Source organism: Streptomyces sp. NPDC093094, from assembly GCF_044754345.1.
Lineage (GTDB): Bacteria > Actinomycetota > Actinomycetes > Streptomycetales > Streptomycetaceae > Streptomyces.
Window position 1 is genome coordinate 37165 of record NZ_JBIVOX010000015.1, and the last position, 18429, is coordinate 55593.

General features: G+C 71.4%; 16 protein-coding genes. 13 read left to right on the forward strand and 3 right to left on the reverse strand.

Features of this window, described 5'->3' with window-relative positions:
- Positions 1 to 23: 23 nt before the first annotated feature.
- The 8 genes from recG (at position 24) to mutM (ending at position 7256) form a co-directional block, all read left to right on the forward strand.
- Complete coding sequence (recG, locus tag ACIQGV_RS28580; RefSeq protein WP_402499175.1) at positions 24 to 2219, forward strand: ATP-dependent DNA helicase RecG; 2196 nt, start codon at positions 24 to 26, stop codon at positions 2217 to 2219.
- Positions 2220 to 2325: 106 nt separating this feature from the next.
- Positions 2326 to 2910 carry a 16S rRNA (guanine(966)-N(2))-methyltransferase RsmD gene (gene rsmD, locus ACIQGV_RS28585; RefSeq protein WP_402499178.1) on the forward strand — a complete coding sequence of 195 codons (585 nt, stop codon included), beginning with the start codon at positions 2326 to 2328 and terminating at the stop codon, positions 2908 to 2910.
- A gap of 26 nt (positions 2911 to 2936) precedes the next feature.
- Positions 2937 to 3416, forward strand: a complete 480-nt coding sequence (gene coaD / locus ACIQGV_RS28590) for a pantetheine-phosphate adenylyltransferase (protein ID WP_402499461.1) — start codon at positions 2937 to 2939, stop codon at positions 3414 to 3416.
- 58 nt (positions 3417 to 3474) lie between these two features.
- Positions 3475 to 4527, forward strand: a complete 1053-nt coding sequence (locus tag ACIQGV_RS28595; RefSeq protein ID WP_402499180.1) for a cell division initiation protein — start codon at positions 3475 to 3477, stop codon at positions 4525 to 4527.
- A 148-nt stretch (positions 4528 to 4675) separates the two neighbouring features.
- Complete coding sequence (locus ACIQGV_RS28600) at positions 4676 to 5329, forward strand: YceD family protein (protein ID WP_402499182.1); 654 nt, start codon at positions 4676 to 4678, stop codon at positions 5327 to 5329.
- Between the two features lie 2 nt (positions 5330 to 5331).
- On the forward strand, positions 5332 to 5505 hold the full coding sequence (gene rpmF / locus ACIQGV_RS28605; RefSeq protein ID WP_099201005.1) for a 50S ribosomal protein L32: 174 nt from the start codon (positions 5332 to 5334) through the stop codon (positions 5503 to 5505).
- Positions 5506 to 5513: 8 nt separating this feature from the next.
- Positions 5514 to 6311 carry a ribonuclease III gene (gene rnc, locus ACIQGV_RS28610; protein ID WP_402499185.1) on the forward strand — a complete coding sequence of 266 codons (798 nt, stop codon included), beginning with the start codon at positions 5514 to 5516 and terminating at the stop codon, positions 6309 to 6311.
- An 84-nt stretch (positions 6312 to 6395) separates the two neighbouring features.
- The gene (gene mutM, locus ACIQGV_RS28615) at positions 6396 to 7256 is read left to right on the forward strand and encodes a bifunctional DNA-formamidopyrimidine glycosylase/DNA-(apurinic or apyrimidinic site) lyase (protein ID WP_402499188.1); all 861 of its coding nucleotides are present in this window, start codon (positions 6396 to 6398) and stop codon (positions 7254 to 7256) included.
- Here mutM and ACIQGV_RS28620 read toward each other — a convergent pair.
- Together ACIQGV_RS28620 and ACIQGV_RS28625 are read right to left on the reverse strand one after the other, a co-directional pair.
- Positions 7229 to 7615: a winged helix-turn-helix transcriptional regulator gene (locus ACIQGV_RS28620; RefSeq protein ID WP_402499190.1), complete on the reverse strand. Its 387-nt coding sequence runs from the start codon at positions 7613 to 7615 to the stop codon at positions 7229 to 7231. The two genes, mutM and ACIQGV_RS28620, sit on opposite strands and share 28 nt — an antisense overlap.
- A gap of 98 nt (positions 7616 to 7713) precedes the next feature.
- Complete coding sequence (locus ACIQGV_RS28625; RefSeq protein WP_402499192.1) at positions 7714 to 9012, reverse strand: CAP domain-containing protein; 1299 nt, start codon at positions 9010 to 9012, stop codon at positions 7714 to 7716.
- Between the two features lie 169 nt (positions 9013 to 9181).
- Between ACIQGV_RS28625 and ACIQGV_RS28630 the strand changes: the two genes are divergently transcribed.
- From ACIQGV_RS28630 to ACIQGV_RS28645, 4 genes are all read left to right on the forward strand, one after another.
- A complete protein-coding gene (locus tag ACIQGV_RS28630; protein WP_402499194.1) occupies positions 9182 to 9463 on the forward strand; it encodes an acylphosphatase in 282 nt (93 codons plus the stop codon).
- A gap of 381 nt (positions 9464 to 9844) precedes the next feature.
- On the forward strand, positions 9845 to 10048 hold the full coding sequence (locus ACIQGV_RS28635) for a hypothetical protein (protein WP_402499196.1): 204 nt from the start codon (positions 9845 to 9847) through the stop codon (positions 10046 to 10048).
- 220 nt (positions 10049 to 10268) lie between these two features.
- Positions 10269 to 13883 (forward strand): chromosome segregation protein SMC, encoded by a 3615-nt coding sequence (gene smc, locus ACIQGV_RS28640; protein ID WP_402499197.1) that lies wholly within the window; start codon positions 10269 to 10271, stop codon positions 13881 to 13883.
- A 214-nt stretch (positions 13884 to 14097) separates the two neighbouring features.
- A complete protein-coding gene (locus ACIQGV_RS28645; RefSeq protein ID WP_402499199.1) occupies positions 14098 to 15513 on the forward strand; it encodes a sugar porter family MFS transporter in 1416 nt (471 codons plus the stop codon).
- A gap of 74 nt (positions 15514 to 15587) precedes the next feature.
- Here the strand turns inward: ACIQGV_RS28645 and ACIQGV_RS28650 are convergent, their stop codons facing one another.
- Positions 15588 to 16559, reverse strand: a complete 972-nt coding sequence (locus ACIQGV_RS28650) for an LLM class flavin-dependent oxidoreductase (RefSeq protein ID WP_402499201.1) — start codon at positions 16557 to 16559, stop codon at positions 15588 to 15590.
- A gap of 554 nt (positions 16560 to 17113) precedes the next feature.
- On the opposite strand from ACIQGV_RS28650, the gene ftsY reads away from it, so the two are divergent.
- A complete protein-coding gene (ftsY, locus tag ACIQGV_RS28655) occupies positions 17114 to 18325 on the forward strand; it encodes a signal recognition particle-docking protein FtsY (RefSeq protein WP_402499202.1) in 1212 nt (403 codons plus the stop codon).
- The last annotated feature ends 104 nt before the right edge of the window (positions 18326 to 18429 follow it).

Here is an 18429-nt window from a genome sequence, read left to right on the forward strand (position 1 = left end):
CATTGTCAGAGGTGTGGTGTGGAATGGATCTCGTGCCCGCACTGGAAGAACCGTTGAAGAAGGTGCTCGGCCCCGCCACCGCGAAGGTGATGGCCGAGCACCTCGGCCTGCACACCGTCGGCGACCTGCTGCACCACTATCCGCGCAGGTACGAGGAGCGCGGCCAGCTCACGCACCTCGCCGACCTGCCGATGGACGAGCACGTCACCGTGGTCGCCCAGGTCGCCGACGCCCGGCTGCACACCTTCGCCTCCGCCAAGGCGCCCCGCGGCAAGGGCCAGCGTCTGGAGGTGACGATCACCGACGGCAGCGGCCGGCTCCAGCTGGTGTTCTTCGGCAACGGCGTGCACAAACCCCACAAGGAACTGCTGCCGGGCACCCGGGCGATGTTCGCCGGCAAGGTCTCCGTCTTCAACCGCCGTCTCCAACTCGCGCATCCTGCCTACGAGTTGCTGCGCGGTGACGGCGAGGAGGCGGTCGAGACCTGGGCCGGTGCCCTGATCCCCCTCTACCCCGCCACCGCCAAGCTGGAGTCCTGGAAGATCGGCAAGGCCGTCCAGACGGTCCTGCCCCATGCCCGGGAGGCCGTCGACCCGCTGCCGCCCTCCCTCCGCGAGGGCCGGGGTCTGGTCGGTCTCCCCGAGGCCCTCCTCAAGATCCACCGCCCGCACACCCCGGCCGACGTCGAGGACGCCCGCTCCCGGCTGAAGTGGGACGAGGCGTTCGTCCTCCAGGTGGCCCTCGCCCGTCGCCGCCACGCCGACGCCCAGCTCCCCGCGGTGGCCCGCCGCTCCGGGCCCGACGGCCTGCTGGCCGCCTTCGACGACCGGCTCCCCTTCACCCTCACCGACGGCCAGAAGAAGGTCTCGAAGGAGATCTTCGACGACCTCGCCACGGAACACCCGATGCACCGGCTCCTCCAGGGAGAGGTCGGCAGCGGCAAGACGATGGTGGCCCTGCGGGCCATGCTCGCCGTCGTGGACTCCGGCGGGCAGGCCGCGATGCTCGCGCCCACCGAGGTCCTCGCCCAGCAGCACCACCGCTCGGTCGTGGAGATGATGGGCGAGCTGGCCGAGGGCGGCATGCTGGGCGGCGCCGAGCACGCGACCAAGGTGGTGGTGCTGACCGGCTCCATGGGCGCGGCCGCCCGCCGCCAGGCGCTGCTCGACCTGGTCACCGGCGAGGCCGGGATCGTGATCGGCACCCACGCGCTGATCGAGGACAAGGTGCAGTTCCACGACCTCGGCCTGGTCGTGGTGGACGAGCAGCACCGCTTCGGCGTGGAACAGCGCGACGCCCTGCGCGGCAAGGGGAAGCAGCCCCCGCATCTGCTGGTCATGACGGCCACGCCGATCCCGCGCACCGTCGCCATGACGGTCTTCGGTGATCTGGAGACCTCCGTCCTGGACCAGCTCCCGGCCGGGCGCTCGCCGATCGCCAGCCATGTCGTCCCCGCCGCCGACAAGCCGCACTTCCTGGCGCGCGCCTGGGAGCGGGTCCGCGAGGAGGTGTCGAACGGCCATCAGGCGTACGTCGTCTGCCCGCGCATCGGCGACGAGGAGATCGACCCCCGGAAGAAGTCCGCCGAGGACGAAGCCGAGAAGCGGCCCCCGCTCGCCGTCCTGGACGTCGCCGCACAGCTGGGCGCGGGCCCCTTGCAGGGCCTTGGCGTGGAGGTCCTGCACGGCCGTATGGCGCCGGACGACAAGGACGCCGTGATGCGCCGCTTCGCCGCGGGCGACACCGACGTCCTGGTGGCCACGACCGTCATCGAGGTCGGGGTCAACGTCCCCAACGCCACCGCCATGGTGATCATGGACGCCGACCGCTTCGGCGTCTCCCAGCTCCACCAGCTGCGTGGCCGCGTCGGCCGCGGCTCCGCCCCCGGTCTGTGCCTCCTGGTCACCGAGATGCCCGAGGCGAGCCCCGCCCGCCAGCGGCTGGGCGCGGTCGCCGCCACCCTCGACGGCTTCGAGCTCTCCCGCATCGACCTCGAACAGCGCCGCGAGGGCGACGTCCTCGGCCAGGCCCAGTCCGGGGCCCGGTCCTCGCTGAGGGTGCTGGCCGTGATCGACGACGAGGAGATCATCACCGAGGCGAGGCAGGAGGCCGCGGCGGTGGTGGCCGCCGACCCGGAGCTGACCGCCCTCCCCGGCCTGCGCACGGCGCTGGACGCCCTGCTGGACGAGGAGCGGGAGCAGTATCTGGAGAAGGGGTGAGGAGCGCCGGCCCGGGGCGCGGGGCCGTCATCCGTATGCGGCTACCGCCGCGCGAGCGCGACCAGCCACACTGATACCCGCAGACGCCCACGAACAAGGACCAGAAATGACCCGCGTGATCGCCGGCGCAGCCGGCGGACGTCGCCTGGCCGTCCCGCCGGGGACCGGCACCCGTCCCACCTCCGACCGCGCGCGCGAGGGCCTCTTCTCCACCTGGCAGTCCCTGCTGGGCGGCCCCCTGGACGGTGAGCGGGTCCTCGATCTCTACGCCGGCTCGGGTGCGGTGGGCCTGGAGGCGCTCTCCCGCGGCGCGGGACACACCCTCCTCGTCGAGGCCGACGCCAGAGCCGCCCGCATCGTCCGGGAGAACGTGAAGAGCCTCGGCCTCCCCGGTGCCGAGGTGCGTCACGGCAAGGCCGAGCAGATCGTCCGGACCGCGCCGGCCGCCCCGTACGAGATCGTCTTCCTCGACCCTCCGTACGCCGTGACCGACGACGATCTTCGGGAGATCCTGCTCACACTCCGCTCCGAAGGCTGGCTCACGCCGGAGGCGCTCGTCACCGTGGAGCGCAGCACCAGAGGCGGTGAATTCGGGTGGCCGGACGGTTTCGAGCCGCTCCGGGCCCGCCGTTACGGCGAGGGAACGTTTTGGTACGGTCGCGCCGCCTCTACGTGCGAAGACGCACGATGACCGGACCGGAGAGCGAGGGACCACAAGTGCGCCGTGCCGTCTGTCCCGGGTCGTTCGACCCGATCACCAACGGACACCTCGACATCATCTCCCGTGCCTCCCGCCTCTACGACGAGGTGTATGTCGCGGTGATGATCAACAAGGCCAAGAAGGGCCTGTTCGAGATCGAGGAGCGGATCGACCTGATCCGCCAGGTGACCGCCGAGTACGAGAACGTCCGGGTGGAGGCGTTCCACGGCCTCCTCGTCGACTTCTGCAAGCAGCGCGAGATCCCCGCCATCGTCAAGGGCCTCAGGGCGGTCAGCGACTTCGACTACGAGCTGCAGATGGCCCAGATGAACATCGGCCTCACCGGCGTGGAGACGCTGTTCGTGCCGACCAACCCCACCTACAGCTTCCTGTCCTCCTCGCTCGTCAAGGAGGTCGCGACCTGGGGCGGCGACGTCTCCCACCTGGTGCCGCCGCTGGTCTTCGAGGCCCTGAACAGGCGCCTGCGCGACTCCTGATGGAGCTACAGTCGTCCCGTCCGTCTCCATCACAGCTGTAGAGAGTGGCGAGCACACGGTGGACGTGCAGAACAAGCTCGACGAGATCGTCGCCGCGGTCTCCAGTGCCCGGTCGATGCCCATGTCGGCCTCGTGCGTGGTCAACCGCGCCGAACTGCTCTCGATGCTGGAAGAGGTGCGGGCGGCGCTGCCCGACTCCCTCGCGCAGGCACGGGAGCTCATCGGCGACCGCGAGCAGATGGTCGAACGGGCCCGCCAGGAGGCCGGCCGGATCATCGAGCACGCGCACGCCGAGCGCGGCTCCCTGATCTCCGACACCGAGGTCGCCCGCCGCTCCCAGAACGAGGCCGACCGCATCCTCGGCGAGGCCCGCCAGGAGGCCGAGGAGATCCGTGCGGAGGCCGACGACTACGTCGACTCCAAGCTCGCCAACTTCGAGGTCGTCCTCACCAAGACGCTCGGCTCGGTCGGACGCGGCCGCGAGAAGCTCCTCGGCACCGGCCCCGGCCTCGACGAGCAGGGCTACGAGGACGAGGACGCCCCCGAGCGCAGCCACGACCCGGAGACCCTGCGCCGCACCGCCGACGCCTACGTCGACAGCAAGCTCGGTGCCTTCGAGGCGGTCCTGGCCAAGACCCTGGAGGCCGTCGGCCGCGGCCGGCAGAAGCTCCACGGCCGGATCGCCACCGACGACCTCGGCGCCCTCGCCGACGACACCAGCACCCTCCAGCACTCCAGCGACGCCGACTACCTCGCCGACCTCGCGGCCCTCGCCGAGCGGGACACCCCCGCCGAGCCGCCCCGCCGCCCGGAGTACGAGCCCCAGCCGCAGCCCGCCTACGGCTACCAGCAGCAGACCGACACCTACGGCGGCGGATACCCGCAGCAGGACCCGTACGGCTATCAGCAGACGGCCCAGGCCGACCCGTACGGCTACCAGGGCTACGCGGCCCCCCAGCAGCACTCCTACGAGCCGCAGGCGGCGCACGAGCCCCAGCTGCCGCAGCAGGCCGGCCACCAGGGCTACGCGCTCGACGAGACCAGCCTCTTCGACACCGGCATGATCACGGCCGAGCAGCTGAACGCCTACGAGCAGGGCCGGGGCCAGTAGCGCCGCCGGGAGCCCGCGACCACCGGATTGGGCCGAGAGCGAAAGGTCCAGTATCCTGGCCCTTCGGTCGCGTGTACGTCCGCGATCAGCGCTGCCCCGGAGCACCTCGGGAGCGGTGTCCCTCTGAGTCAGAAGATCGAAAGCAGGAATGACCTCCAACGCCCGCCTCGACCACCGCAAGCCCCTCGTGTTCGACACGCACGAGCTGGGGCGGCGTCCAGGTGCGCTGCAGCGGTTGACCCGCACGGTCGACGCTCCCAGGGACCTCGGTATCGGAGGAGTCGTCGGGGTGCCGGAAGGCGCCCCGGTGGAGCTGGAGCTCCGGCTCGAGTCGGTCATGGAAGGGGTGCTCGTCACAGGCACCGCCCGTGCACAGGCCGAGGGGGAGTGCGTAAGGTGTCTGGAGCCGCTTCAGCTGGATGTCGAAGCGGAATTCCAGGAGATGTTCTCGTACCCTGACGCCGACGAGCGGGGCCGTGTGAAGACGGATCCCGACGACGACGCCGAGGACGACGAGGACAGGCTCTTCCTCGAGGACGGCATGTTCGACCTCGAACCCGTGCTGCGTGATGCGGTGGTGCTCGCACTGCCGATGCAGCCGGTGTGCCAGGAAGACTGCCCGGGCCTGTGCTCCGAGTGCGGGGCGCGGCTGGCGGACGACCCGGACCACCACCACGACGCCGTCGACATCCGTTGGGCGGCATTGCAGGGACTCGCCGGTTCGCTCGAACCCGGCGAGAAGGACGAGATGAGCGGCGGCGCGCTTCCTTCAGCGCACGCCGACGAGAAGCAGGAGAAGTAGCCGTGGCTGTTCCGAAGCGGAAGATGTCGCGCAGCAACACGCGCCACCGCCGGTCGCAGTGGAAGGCTGCGGTCCCCACCCTGGTTGCGTGCGAGCGCTGCCACGAGCCCAAGCAGCAGCACATCGCGTGCCCGTCTTGCGGCACCTACAACAAGCGCCAGGTCCTCGCGGTCTGAGCGGGCTGGTGAGAGGCACTGTGTCCACGCCGAAGAAGAACTCTGCGGACAACACAGCCTCGTCCCACACGCTTCTGGAAGGGCGGCTCGGCTATCAGCTCGAGTCCGCCCTTCTGGTGCGAGCACTGACCCACCGTTCCTACGCGTACGAGAACGGCGGTCTGCCGACGAACGAGCGGCTGGAGTTCCTCGGTGACTCCGTCCTCGGTCTCGTCGTCACGGACACGCTGTACCGCACTCACCCCGACCTGCCGGAGGGCCAGCTGGCCAAGCTCCGGGCCGCCGTGGTGAACTCTCGCGCGCTGGCGGACGTGGGCCGCACGCTCGACCTGGGCTCCTTCATCCGGCTCGGCCGCGGTGAAGAGGGCACAGGAGGCCGGGACAAGGCGTCCATCCTCGCCGACACCCTCGAAGCGGTGATCGGCGCGGTCTATCTCGACCAGGGCCTGGACTCGGCGGCGGAGCTGGTGCACCGCCTGTTCGACCCGCTGATCGAGAAGTCCTCGAATCTCGGAGCCGGCCTGGACTGGAAGACCAGTCTCCAGGAGCTCACCGCGACCGAAGGGCTCGGTGTCCCCGAGTACCTGGTCACGGAGACCGGCCCGGACCACGAGAAGACCTTCACTGCTGCCGCCCGCGTCGGAGGCGTCTCGTACGGCACCGGCACCGGCCGCAGCAAGAAGGAGGCGGAACAGCAGGCCGCGGAGTCCGCATGGCGGGCCATCCGCGCCGCAGCCGACGAGCGGGCCAAGACGGCCGCGAACACCGTCGACACCAGCGCCGGCGAGGCTTCCGCCTCCGCCTGACCGGCGCACCAGCACGGCATCGAGCGCCCGCGCCCCCAGGGGCCGGGCGCTCGGTCTCGTCCACCCGCACTCTCCGGGGGAGTCATGCCAGAGTTGCCCGAGGTCGAGGTCGTACGGCGGGGCCTGGAGCGGTGGGTCGCCCACCGGGCCGTCGCCGAGGCCGAGGTGCTGCACCCGCGCGCGGTGCGCCGCCACACGGCGGGGCCCGACGATTTCACCCACCGCCTCAAGGGCCGTCGCGTCGGTGTGCCACGGCGGCGCGGGAAGTATCTCTGGCTGCCGCTGGAGGACACCGGCCAGGCCGTCCTCGCCCACCTCGGCATGAGCGGCCAGCTGCTGGTCCAGCCGCACGAGACACCCGACGAGAAGTATCTGCGCATCCGGGTCCGGTTCGCCGACGGCCTCGGCACCGAGCTGCGCTTCGTCGACCAACGCACCTTCGGCGGGCTGTCGTTGCACGACACCTCCGAGGACGGACTGCCCGACGTCATCGCGCACATCGCCCGCGACCCCCTCGACCCGCTGTTCGACGAGGAGGCGTTCCACCAGGCCCTGCGCCGCAAGCGGACCACCGTCAAACGGGCCCTGCTGGACCAGTCGCTGATCAGCGGCGTCGGCAACATCTACGCGGACGAGGCGCTGTGGCGTGCCCGCATCCACTACGAGCGGCCCACGTCCGGCTTCACCCGCCCGCGCACCCTCGAACTCCTCGGGCATGTGCGGGACGTGATGAACGCGGCCCTCTCGGCCGGCGGCACCAGCTTCGACAGCCTCTACGTCAACGTCAACGGCGAGTCCGGCTACTTCGACCGCTCGCTGGACGCGTACGGGCGTGAGGGGCTGCCGTGCCGGCGGTGCGGTACGCCGATGCGCAGACGGCCGTGGATGAACCGCTCCAGCTACTTCTGCCCCAGGTGTCAGCGCCCGCCGCGTGCGACGTCGTAGCGCTCGCGGGCGGCGAGGACCTCGTCCATACGGCCCTCCACGAAGTGGATCAGGCCCAGCAGCCGTTCGGCGACCTCATGGCCGAACGGCGTCAGCTCGTAGTCCACGCGCGGCGGACTGGTCGGCCGGGCCTCGCGGTGCACGAGGCCGTCACGCTCCAGGGCCTGGAGGGTCTGCGAGAGCATCTTCTCGCTGACGCCGTCGACCCGGCGGCGCAGCTCGCTGAAGCGCAGCGACCCCTCGTGCAGCGCCCCCAGCGCGAGCGCGCCCCAGCGTCCCGTGGCGTGCTCCAGCGTGCCGCGCGAGGGGCACGCCTTGGCGAAGACGTCGTAGGGCGGATTCCCGGTCTCCGTGCTCATACATCGAGCGTACAGCGCTAACCACCGGTTAGCGCCCTGCTCAGCAGCTGAACCCGAAAGCCCCGTTCCGCGAATCCGCTCCGACGGGCGGGAGATTCTCAGTAGCCGAAGTCCTGCGTCCACCAGGGGCCGCCGTCGGCGAAGTGGACGCCGACGCCGAGGGTCTTGAAGTCGCAGTTCAGGATGTTCGCGCGGTGGCCCGGGCTGTTCATCCAGGCGTCCATGACGGCCGCGGCGTCGGCCTGGCCGCGGGCTATGTTCTCGCCGCCGAGGTCGACGATGCCGGCCTTGTCCGCGCGGTCCCAGGGGCTGGCGCCTTCGGGGTCGGTGTGGTCGAAGAAGCCGCGGATCGCCATGTCCTCGCTGAAGGAACGGGCCAGCAGGCCGAGCCCGCTGTTCGCGGCGACCGGGCTGCAACCGGCGTTCTCGCGCTCGACGTTGACGAGCCGCAGCACCTCGGCCTCGGCCGCGGCCTGGGCGGACACCGTCACCGGGGCGGTGGGCTCGGCCGGGGTCTTCGGGGCCTTCTGGGTCGGCGGCGTCTTCGGCTTCTCGGACGGGGTGGTCCGGGACTTCTCCTGCCCCTGCCCCTGCCCCTGTCCCTGCGCCTTGTCCTGTCCCTGGCCCTGGCCCTGGCCCTTCCCGTTCTCCTTCTGCTCCTGCTGCGGTGCCTCGGTCGGCGCGGCCGACGCGGAGGGAGCGGGAGCGGCGGGAGCGGAGGTGGTGGGGGAGACCGAGCGCTGGGAGCCGCGGCTCGTGGAGCCGGGCTCGCGGCTCTCCTCCTCGGTCGCGGTACCGGACGTGCCGCCCTGCTGCGTCTCGACGTTGCTCGGGCTGTCGGCGGACTGCACGTTGTCGGAGCCGCCGCCGAGCCGGTAGTTCTCACCGCCCGGCAGGACACCGGCCGCGACCGCGACGGCGCCGATGGCGACCGCGGCGGACACCCCGAGCAGACCGGTGCGCACCGGCGTCACCATGGTCTTCTTCGGGCGGCGGTGCGACACGGCGGCGCGACGCGCGGCCTCGTCCTCGAACTGATAGACCGGGTTGTCGGGTATGCGGAACGAGCCGATCTCGGACACATGGGACATCCGGTGCGGATCCTCGTCGGGCAGGGGACCCCCGACCATGCCGATGACCGCCGTGTCGGCGAGCGCCGGACCGGCGAAGCCGTCCCCGTACCCCGTCATGCGCCCGCTGTCGTCGGGTGCGTAGAGATAGGCGTCGCTGCGGGCGTAGGCATCGTCGTACGCCTCCGAGCCGAGATAAGGCGCGATGCCCGGCGCGGTGGGGGCGCCCCCGTACGAGTTCCGAGGTCCCTGGCTCCCCGCGGCGGAGATGTCCGCCGACGAGCCCCCCGTGGCACGGCCGGCGTCGGAGCGTCGGTGGCGTCCCATGTTGTGGCCTTCCTGGTCCTTGCGGTCCTTGCCGTCGACTCGTCCCCCACGGTCAACGCATCTCACCCGATCGAGTGAGTTTCATATGAGAAGCATTGGGTGGGGACGGTACCGCATGGCGCCAGGGGAGGAAGTGTCCCGCGGGACATTGGCCGGTTAGGTTGCACCCATGAGTGAGGATGTACGGCTGGTCGCCTGGGTGCGGGGACGGGTCCAAGGGGTGGGTTTCCGCTGGTTCACACGCGCCAAGGCGCTGGAGATCGGCGGCCTGAGTGGTTTTGCTCTCAATCTGGACGACGGACGTGTACAAGTCGTTGCGGAAGGGCCCCGCGCGGGCTGCGAAGGGCTTCTCGGCTGGCTCCGGGGTGCCGACACGCCCGGACGGGTGGACGGTGTCACCGAGATCTGGGACACACCTCGCGGCGGATACGACGGCTTCGCCATTCGCTGACCCGCTGCGTCCCAAGGGCCTCCACGGCCGTCCCGGAGCATTCCGCCGAAGGCCGCCCGGAGGGGAAAGCTCCTGGTTGTTGCCAAGAACCCCTTGCCGTGGGAGGCTCCGCACGGAAAGATGATCGCTACGCCCCTGGGGCCCCGCAGGAGTCGCGAAGCCGCTGTTTTCCGGCCGTGAACCCCGGGCCGCCCCCCGATGCGGGGCGTGATCGTGTTGACCGTCAAACTTTTTGGTGAGACGCTGAAAGCCCCGCGCACCTTAGCTGTTTGGCATGGAACAACGGCAGAGCAGCACTTGAGCCTGCCAAGCACCGCGGGTGCGAATCCCTCACGACCCACACCGCTTCGGTCGGTCACTCAGTGTGGAGGACCATCCATCATGGCAAAGGCGCTTCTCGGTTACGTCGGCGGCTCCGACCCTCGACTCCTCGCCGAGATGCGACGGCTCCAGCAGCGCGTGCAGGACCTGGAATCGGAGCTCGGGCGAATCCAGGCCGAGAACGACGCGCTGACGGCTGCCGCTTCTCACCACGAGATCATGGAGAGCATCGACGCACACCAGGCGGAGCCTGCGCTCACCTGATCACTGCATCGCAGTACCCGGCAGTACATCGACAGCAGTGGTTGGGCTGCCCGTATCAACCGCTCAGTTGTCAGAGTTTGCAAGGGACGCCTCGGCGTCCCTTCTTTCTTTTCCCCCGCATCCTTTCAGCCTCTTCAACGTCTGAGATGCCCCCGCCGTTCATCCGCGAAACCGCGCGTTCGTGGAGTGAGACAGGACCCGGAAGGTAAAGTCCAGCGCCGTGCACCTCAAGGCCCTGACCCTCCGAGGGTTCAAGTCGTTCGCATCGGCCACCACGCTGCGGTTCGAACCGGGCATCACGTGCGTCGTCGGACCGAACGGCTCGGGCAAGTCCAATGTCGTGGACGCCCTGAGCTGGGTCATGGGGGAGCAGGGCGCCAAGTCGCTGCGCGGCGGCAAGATGGAGGACGTCATCTTCGCCGGCACCACCGGCCGGCCGCCGCTGGGGCGCGCGGAGGTGTCGCTGACCATCGACAACTCCGACGGCGCGCTGCCCATCGAGTACGCCGAGGTCACCATCACGCGGATCATGTTCCGCAACGGCGGCAGCGAGTACCAGATCAACGGGGACACCTGCCGGCTCCTCGACATCCAGGAGCTGCTGTCCGACTCCGGCATCGGCCGCGAGATGCACGTCATCGTGGGCCAGGGCCAGCTCGACTCCGTCCTGCACGCCGACCCGATGGGCCGCCGGGCCTTCATCGAAGAGGCCGCGGGCGTGCTCAAGCACCGCAAGCGCAAGGAGAAGGCGCTGCGGAAACTGGACGCGATGCAGGCCAATCTCGCCCGTGTGCAGGACCTGACGGACGAACTGCGCAGGCAGCTCAAGCCGCTGGGCCGGCAGGCCGCGGTGGCCAGAAGGGCCGCCGTCATCCAGGCCGACCTGCGCGACGCCCGGCTCCGTCTCCTCGCGGACGACCTCGTACGGCTGCGGGACGCGCTCGACGCCGAGGTGGCCGACGAGGCGGCGCTGAAGGAGCGCAAGGAATCCGCCGAGCAGGAGCTGAGGAAGGCCCTCCGGCGCGAGGCGCTCCTGGAGGACGAGGTGCGCCGCCTCACGCCCCGGCTCCAGCGCGCTCAGCAGACCTGGTACGAACTGTCCCAGCTCGCCGAGCGGGTGCGGGGCACCGCCTCCCTGGCCGACGCCCGGGTCAGGAGCGCGGGCTCCGCGCCCCCCGAGGAACGGCGCGGCCGCGACCCCGAGGACATGGAGCGCGAGGCCGCCCGGATCCGTGAGCAGGAGGCCGAACTGGAGGCCGCGCTGGAGGCGGCCCAGCGCGCCCTGGACGACACCGTCGCCCATCGCGCCGAACTGGAGCGTGAACTGGCCGCCGAGGAGCGCCGGTTGAAGGACGCCGCCCGGGCCGTCGCCGACCGGCGGGAGGGGCTCGCCCGGCTCGCGGGCCAGGTCGACGCGGCCCGTTCCCGCGCCGCCTCCGCCCAGGCCGAGATCGACCGCCTCGCCGCCGCCCGCGACGAGGCGCAGGAGCGTGCCGTCGCCGCACAGGAGGAGTACGAGGCTCTCCGGGCGGAGGTCGACGGCCTCGACGCGGACGACGCCGAACTGGCCGAGCGGCACGAGGAGGCCAGGCGGCACCTGGCCGAGGCCGAGGCGGCACTGACCTCCGCCCGGGAGGCCAGTGCCGAGGCCGAACGCCGTCGCGCCGCGACCCGGGCCCGCCACGAGGCCCTGTCGCTGGGCCTGCGCCGCAAGGACGGCTCGGGCGCACTCCTGGCCGCGCGGGACCGCCTCGCCGGAGTCCTGGGCCCGGCGGCGGAACTCCTGACGGTCACCCCGGGCTACGAGGTCCCGCTGGCGGCGGCCTTCGGAGCGGCGGCGGACGCCGTCGCCGTGTCGACCCCGGCGGGGGCCGCCGAGGCGATCAGGCTCCTGCGCAAGCAGGACGGAGGCAGGGCGGCACTCCTGCTCGCGTTCCCCGGCAGGCCCTCCGGGGGCGTGAGGCCGTGTCCGGCATGCGGCCACCGCCGCGAGGGCGCGACCGGCCACGACGACGCGGCGGACGGCCATCTGCCGGCTCCCCCCGCGGCGCACTTCGTGAGCGCCCCCGACCACCTCATGCCCTCCGTCCACAGGCTGCTCCACGGCATCGTCGTGGTCGGCACCCTCGAAGAGGCCGAGGAACTGGTCCACGCCCACCCCCGCCTCACCGCCGTCACCGGCGAGGGCGACCTCCTCGGCGCCCACTTCGCCCACGGCGGCTCCGCGGGCGCGCCCAGCCTCCTGGAGGTCCAGGCATCCGTCGACGAGGCCGCCGCGGAGCTGGAGGAGCTCCGGATCCGCTGCGAGGACCTCGCCGGGCAGCAGGCGGCCGCGACCGGGCGGCGCAAGGAGGCCGCCGCTCTCGTCGAGGCGCTCGGTGAACGGCGCCGGGCCGCCGACAGGGAGAAGTCGGCGGTGGCCCAGCAGCTCGGCGCGCTCGCCGGACAGGCGAGGGGCGCCGCGGGCGAGGCCGAGCGCAGCAGCGCGGCCGCGGCCCGGGCGCAGGAGGCGCTGGAGCGGGCCCTCCAGGAGGCGGAGGAACTCGCCGAGCGGCAGGCCGTGGCCGAGGAGATGCCGTTCGAGGAGGAGCCCGACACGTCGGTCCGTGACCGGCTCGCCGCGGACGGCGCCAACGCGCGCCAGACCGAGATGGAGGCCCGCCTCCAGGCCCGTACGCACGAGGAACGCGTCAAGGGTCTCGCCGGCCGGGCCGACTCCCTCGACCGGGCCGCCCGGGCGGAGCGCGAGGCACGCGCGCGTGCCGAGCAGCGGCGGGCCCGGCTGCGGCACGAGGCGGCCGTCGCGCAGGCCGTGGCCGTCGGCGCGCGCACGCTGCTGGCGCACGTCGAGGTGTCCGTCGGCCGTGCCGAGCGTGAACGCGCCGCCGCCGAGACCGCCAAGGCGCACCGCGAGCAGGAGCTGGGCGCGGCCCGCACCGAGGGCCGGGACCTCAAGGCCGAGCTGGACAAGCTGACCGACTCCGTGCACCGGGGCGAGGTGCTCGGCGCCGAGAAGCGGCTGCGGATCGAGCAGCTGGAGACGAAGGCGCTGGAGGAGCTGGGCGTGGAGCCGGCCGGGCTGGTCTCCGAGTACGGGCCGCATCAGCCCGTGCCGCCCTCCCCGCCCGCCGAGGGCGAGGTGCTGCCCGAGGATCCGGAGGACCCGCGCAACCTGCCGCGGCGCTTCGTGCGGGCGGAGCAGGAGAAGCGGCTGAGGGCGGCGGAGCGGGCGTACCAGCAGCTGGGCAAGGTGAATCCGCTCGCGCTGGAGGAGTTCGCGGCGCTGGAGGAGCGGCACAAGTTCCTCAGCGAGCAGCTGGAGGACCTGAAGAAGACCCGCGCCGACCTGCTCCAGGTCGTCAAGGAGGTCGACGAACGCGTCGAGCAGGTCTTCACCGAGGCGTACCGGGACACCGCGCGGGAGTTCGAAGGTGTCTTCGGCCGGCTGTTCCCGGGCGGTGAGGGCCGGCTCGTCCTGACCGACCCCGGCAACATGCTGACCACCGGCGTGGACGTGGAGGCGCGTCCGCCGGGCAAGAAGGTCAAGCGGCTCAGTCTGCTGTCCGGCGGCGAGCGGTCGCTGACGGCCGTCGCGCTGCTGGTGTCGATCTTCAAGGCGCGTCCCAGTCCGTTCTACGTCATGGACGAGGTCGAGGCGGCGCTGGACGACACCAACCTCCAGCGGCTGATCCGGATCATGCAGGAGCTGCAGGAGGCGTCGCAGCTGATCGTGATCACGCACCAGAAGCGCACGATGGAGGTCGCCGACGCGCTCTACGGCGTGTCCATGCAGGGCGACGGTGTGTCGAAGGTCATCTCACAGCGACTGCGCTAGCGATCCGTTCATGCTTCATTCAATAAGTGAACTTCCACTCCTGGTCGGTACCCCGTGTACCCCCATCTTGCATCTGAAAACTCACACCACTCGAACTATTGACTTCGATACTTGAAGGCATAGTCTCTGCAACGTTGCTTTTACCTTCAGGTGTCACCGCCTGAGAGGGCTCACCCCCCACCGGCAGCGTTGCCGTGGCCCGAGGAGTTTTTCCGTGACCAGCACAGCGCAGGCACCCCAGCAAGGAACCAGGACGGCTCCGCCCCAGCATCTCGGGCGCGTCGTCTTCATCGCCGCCGCGGCGGCGATGGGCGGCTTCCTCTTCGGCTACGACAGCTCCGTGATCAACGGCGCCGTCGAGGCCGTGCGGGACCGGTACGACATCGGATCGGCCGCGCTGGCCCAGGTCATCGCCATCGCCCTGATCGGCTGTGCCGTCGGTGCCGCCACCGCGGGCCGCATAGCCGACCGCATCGGCCGTATCCGGTGCATGCAGATCGCCGCAGCCCTGTTCACCGTCAGCGCCGTCGGCTCCGCGCTGCCGTTCTCGCTGTGGGACCTCGCCCTGTGGCGCGTGGTCGGCGGCTTCGCCATCGGCATGGCCTCCGTCATCGGCCCGGCGTACATCGCCGAGGTCGCCCCGCCCGCCTACCGCGGCCGCCTCGGCGCCTTCCAGCAGGCCGCGATCGTCGTCGGCATCGCCGTCTCGCAGCTGGTCAACTGGGGTCTGCTCAAGGCCGCCGACGGCGACCAGCGCGGCGAGATCCTGGGCCTGGAGGCATGGCAGGTCATGCTCGGCGTCATGGTGGTCCCGGCCGTCCTCTACGGTCTGCTGTCCTTCGCCATCCCCGAGTCCCCCCGCTTCCTGCTCTCCGTCGGCAGGCGCGAGCGCGCCCGCGAGATCCTCGGCGAGGTCGAGGGCGACATCGACCTCGACGCCCGCGTCGCCGAGATCGAGCACGCCATGAACAGCGAGCAGAAGTCCGGCTTCAAGGACCTGCTCGGCGGCTCCTTCTTCTTCAAGCCGATCGTCTGGGTCGGTATCGGCCTGTCGGTCTTCCAGCAGTTCGTCGGCATCAACGTCGCGTTCTACTACTCCTCGACGCTGTGGCAGTCCGTCGGCGTCGACCCGAGCGACTCGTTCTTCTACTCGTTCACCACGTCGATCATCAACATCGTCGGCACCGTGATCGCGATGCTCTTCGTGGACCGGATCGGCCGTCGCCCGCTCGCCCTCATCGGCTCCGTCGGCATGGCGATCGGCCTGGCCCTGGAGGCATGGGCGTTCTCGTACGACCTCGTCGACGGCAAGCTGCCCGCCACCCAGGGCTGGGTCGCGCTGGTCGCCGCCCATGTGTTCGTGCTCTTCTTCGCCCTGTCCTGGGGTGTGGTCGTCTGGGTCATGCTCGGCGAGATGTTCCCGAACAAGATCCGCGCCGCCGCCCTGGGCGTGGCCGCCGCCGCGCAGTGGATCGCCAACTGGGCCATCACCGCGAGCTTCCCGTCGCTGGCCGACTGGAACCTGTCCGTCACCTACGTGATCTACACCGTCTTCGCGGCGCTCTCCGTCCCCTTCGTCCTGAAGTTCGTCAAGGAGACGAAGGGGAAGTCGCTGGAGGAGATGGGCTGACCTCCTGAACCCGGGGAGAAGGGCTCCATCCCCGCTGCCCCTCTCCTCGTCCCCGTAGGACGTACTGCCCCGGCTCACCCACCGAGCCGGGGCAGTACGTCTTCGCAGAACAGACGCAGCCCGCGCCACCCCTCCTCCAGCGGCATCCCGCCCACCAGCGGATGCAGCACAAAGGTGTCGAGGCCGAGGCCCGCACACTCGTCCGGGGTGAGCACCCGGTACACGCCCTCCGCGCGCAGCTCCGCCACCGTCGTGGCCGCCGAGCGCGCCGCGGAGCGGACGCCGGACGACTGCCAGGACGCGTAGGTGCGCGCCTCGTGCAGGAAGCGGTCGCCGTACTCGGCCCAGGTGCGGTCGGGATCCTCCGAGAGATGCAGGAGCGGGGTCTCGGCGGCGGGCATCATCGTCCAGCCCTCGGTCCCGTACTCCGTGAGCCGCTCCTTGTAGTACGCCTCCAGCTCCGGCAGATGCGCGCTGGGGAAGAACGGCAGCCCGAACCGTGCCGCACGGCGGGCCGCGGCCCGGGAGGAGCCGCCGACCAGCAGCAGCGGGTGCGGCCGGGTGAAGGGGCGCGGGGTGACCCGTACCGTACGGCCCCGGTAGGTGAACTCCTCCCCGGACCAGGCGCTGAGCAGGGTCCGGAGCAGTTCGTCCTGGAGCCGGCCGCGGCGGGCGAAGTCCACGCCGAACATCGCGTACTCCTGCGGCCGGTAGCCGATGCCGGCCACCGTCACCAGCCGGCCGCCGCCGATCAGGTCCAGCACGGCGATGTCCTCGGCCAGCCGCAGCGGGTCGTGCAGCGGGCCGATCGCCGCGGAGACCGTCACCGTGAGACGGCGGGTCGCGCCCAGGACCGCGCCCGCGAAGGTGAACGGCGACGGCAGCCAGTTGTCCGCCACGCCGTGGTGCTCCTCCGTCTGCACGGTGGCGATCCCGTGGTCGTCGGCGTACGCGGCCATCTCCAGGGCGGCCCGGTAGCGGGCGGCGAGGGAGACGGGGCCGGCGCCGGGTTCGACGAGGTTGAGGCGTACGACCGTGACGGGCATGGCGGCCCCCTTCGGCGCGGCGGACGGCGGCTCGGCAGGGGGACCGTAGCTGACGGTTCGTCAGATGACCAGAGGTGCGGTAGGCCGCCGGCCGAGGGGGGCCGGAGCGCGCGTCGAGGACGCGTCGAGACGCGGGCCGAAGACGGATGGAGGGCGGACCGGAGCGGGTCGAAGACGGACGGGGCGCGGACCGGAGCGGACCGAAGTGCAGGTCGAGGGCGAATCAGGGGCGGACCGAGGCGCGGTCCGGGGTGCGGGCCGAGGGTGAACCCGGAACGGGCTGAAGGGGGGTCGGAGCGCGGTCCGGAGCGCGATCCGAAGGGGGCTGGGGGGCGGGTGAACCCGGAACGGGTCGAAGGGGGCGCGGTCCGGGGCACGGGCCGAGGGTGAACCCGGAACGGGTCGAAGGGGGTGCGGAGCGCGATCCGAAGGGGGCGCGGGCCGGAGGAGGGTCCGGGTGTGGATCGGGGCGCGGGCCGAAGGGGGCACATCGGCCTGTCGGAGGAACGTACGAGCGGGTCCGGGCCGGACCCATGGCCGATACTGGACGCGTTATGGACATCGTCATCCTTGCTGTAGTCATCGCCGTGGTCGTGCTCGGCGCGATCGGCGGGCTCATCGTCGGCAGCCGGCGCAGGAAGCCGCTGCCCCCACCGCCGCCCGCCGCCCCCGACATCACCGCCCCTCCGGCCGAGCCGCACGTCGGCGACGAGGCCGAGACGCCGCGGGACGAACCGCGCCGCACCATCGAGGAGGTGGACCTCCCCGGTGGCGGCGCCCCCGCCGCCGTCGAGGAACCGCCCGTCGTCGAAGAGCTCCCGCCGGCCGAGATCGAGGTCCCGGAGCCCACCGCGGGGCGCCTGGTGCGCCTGCGCACCCGTCTGTCCCGCTCGCAGAACGCCCTCGGCAAGGGGCTGCTCACGCTGCTCTCGCGCGAGCACCTCGACGAGGACACTTGGGAGGAGATCGAGGACACCCTGCTCACCGCCGACGTCGGCGTGATGCCCACCCAGGAGCTGGTCGAACAACTGCGCGAGCGCGTGAAGGTGCTCGGCACCCGCACGCCCGAGGAGCTGCGCGGACTGCTCCGCGCGGAGCTGCTGAAGCTGGTCGGCACCGAGATCGACCGCAGCGTGAGGACCGAACCGGACGACCGCAAGCCCGGCATCGTGATGGTCGTCGGCGTCAACGGCACCGGCAAGACCACCACCACCGGCAAGCTGGCCCGCGTCCTGGTCGCCGACGGGCGCACGGTCGTCCTGGGCGCCGCCGACACCTTCCGGGCCGCCGCCGCCGACCAGCTCCAGACCTGGGGCGAGCGCGTGGGCGCCCACACCGTGCGCGGGCCCGAGGCCGGCGACCCGGCCTCCGTCGCGTTCGACGCGGTCAAGGAGGGCAAGGAGATGGGGGTCGACGTGGTCCTCATCGACACCGCCGGCCGTCTGCACACCAAGACCGGCCTGATGGACGAGCTGGGCAAGGTCAAGCGCGTCGTCGAGAAGCACGCCCCGCTCGACGAGGTGCTCCTCGTCCTCGACGCCACCACCGGACAGAACGGCCTGGTGCAGGCCCGTGTCTTCGCCGAGGTCGTCGACATCACCGGCATCGTCCTCACCAAGCTCGACGGCACCGCCAAGGGCGGCATCGTCGTCGCCGTCCAGCGCGAGCTGGGCGTCCCGGTCAAGCTGATCGGCCTCGGCGAGGGACCGGACGACCTGGCCCCGTTCGAGCCCGAGGCGTTCGTGGACGCGCTCATCGGAGAGTGACACCCGCCCGCTGACCCGTCCGTGCACGCGCACACGGATCCGCACAGCAGAAGCGCCCGCCCCCGAGATGCAGTCGAGGGGCGGGCGCTTCGTCATGGCGGGCG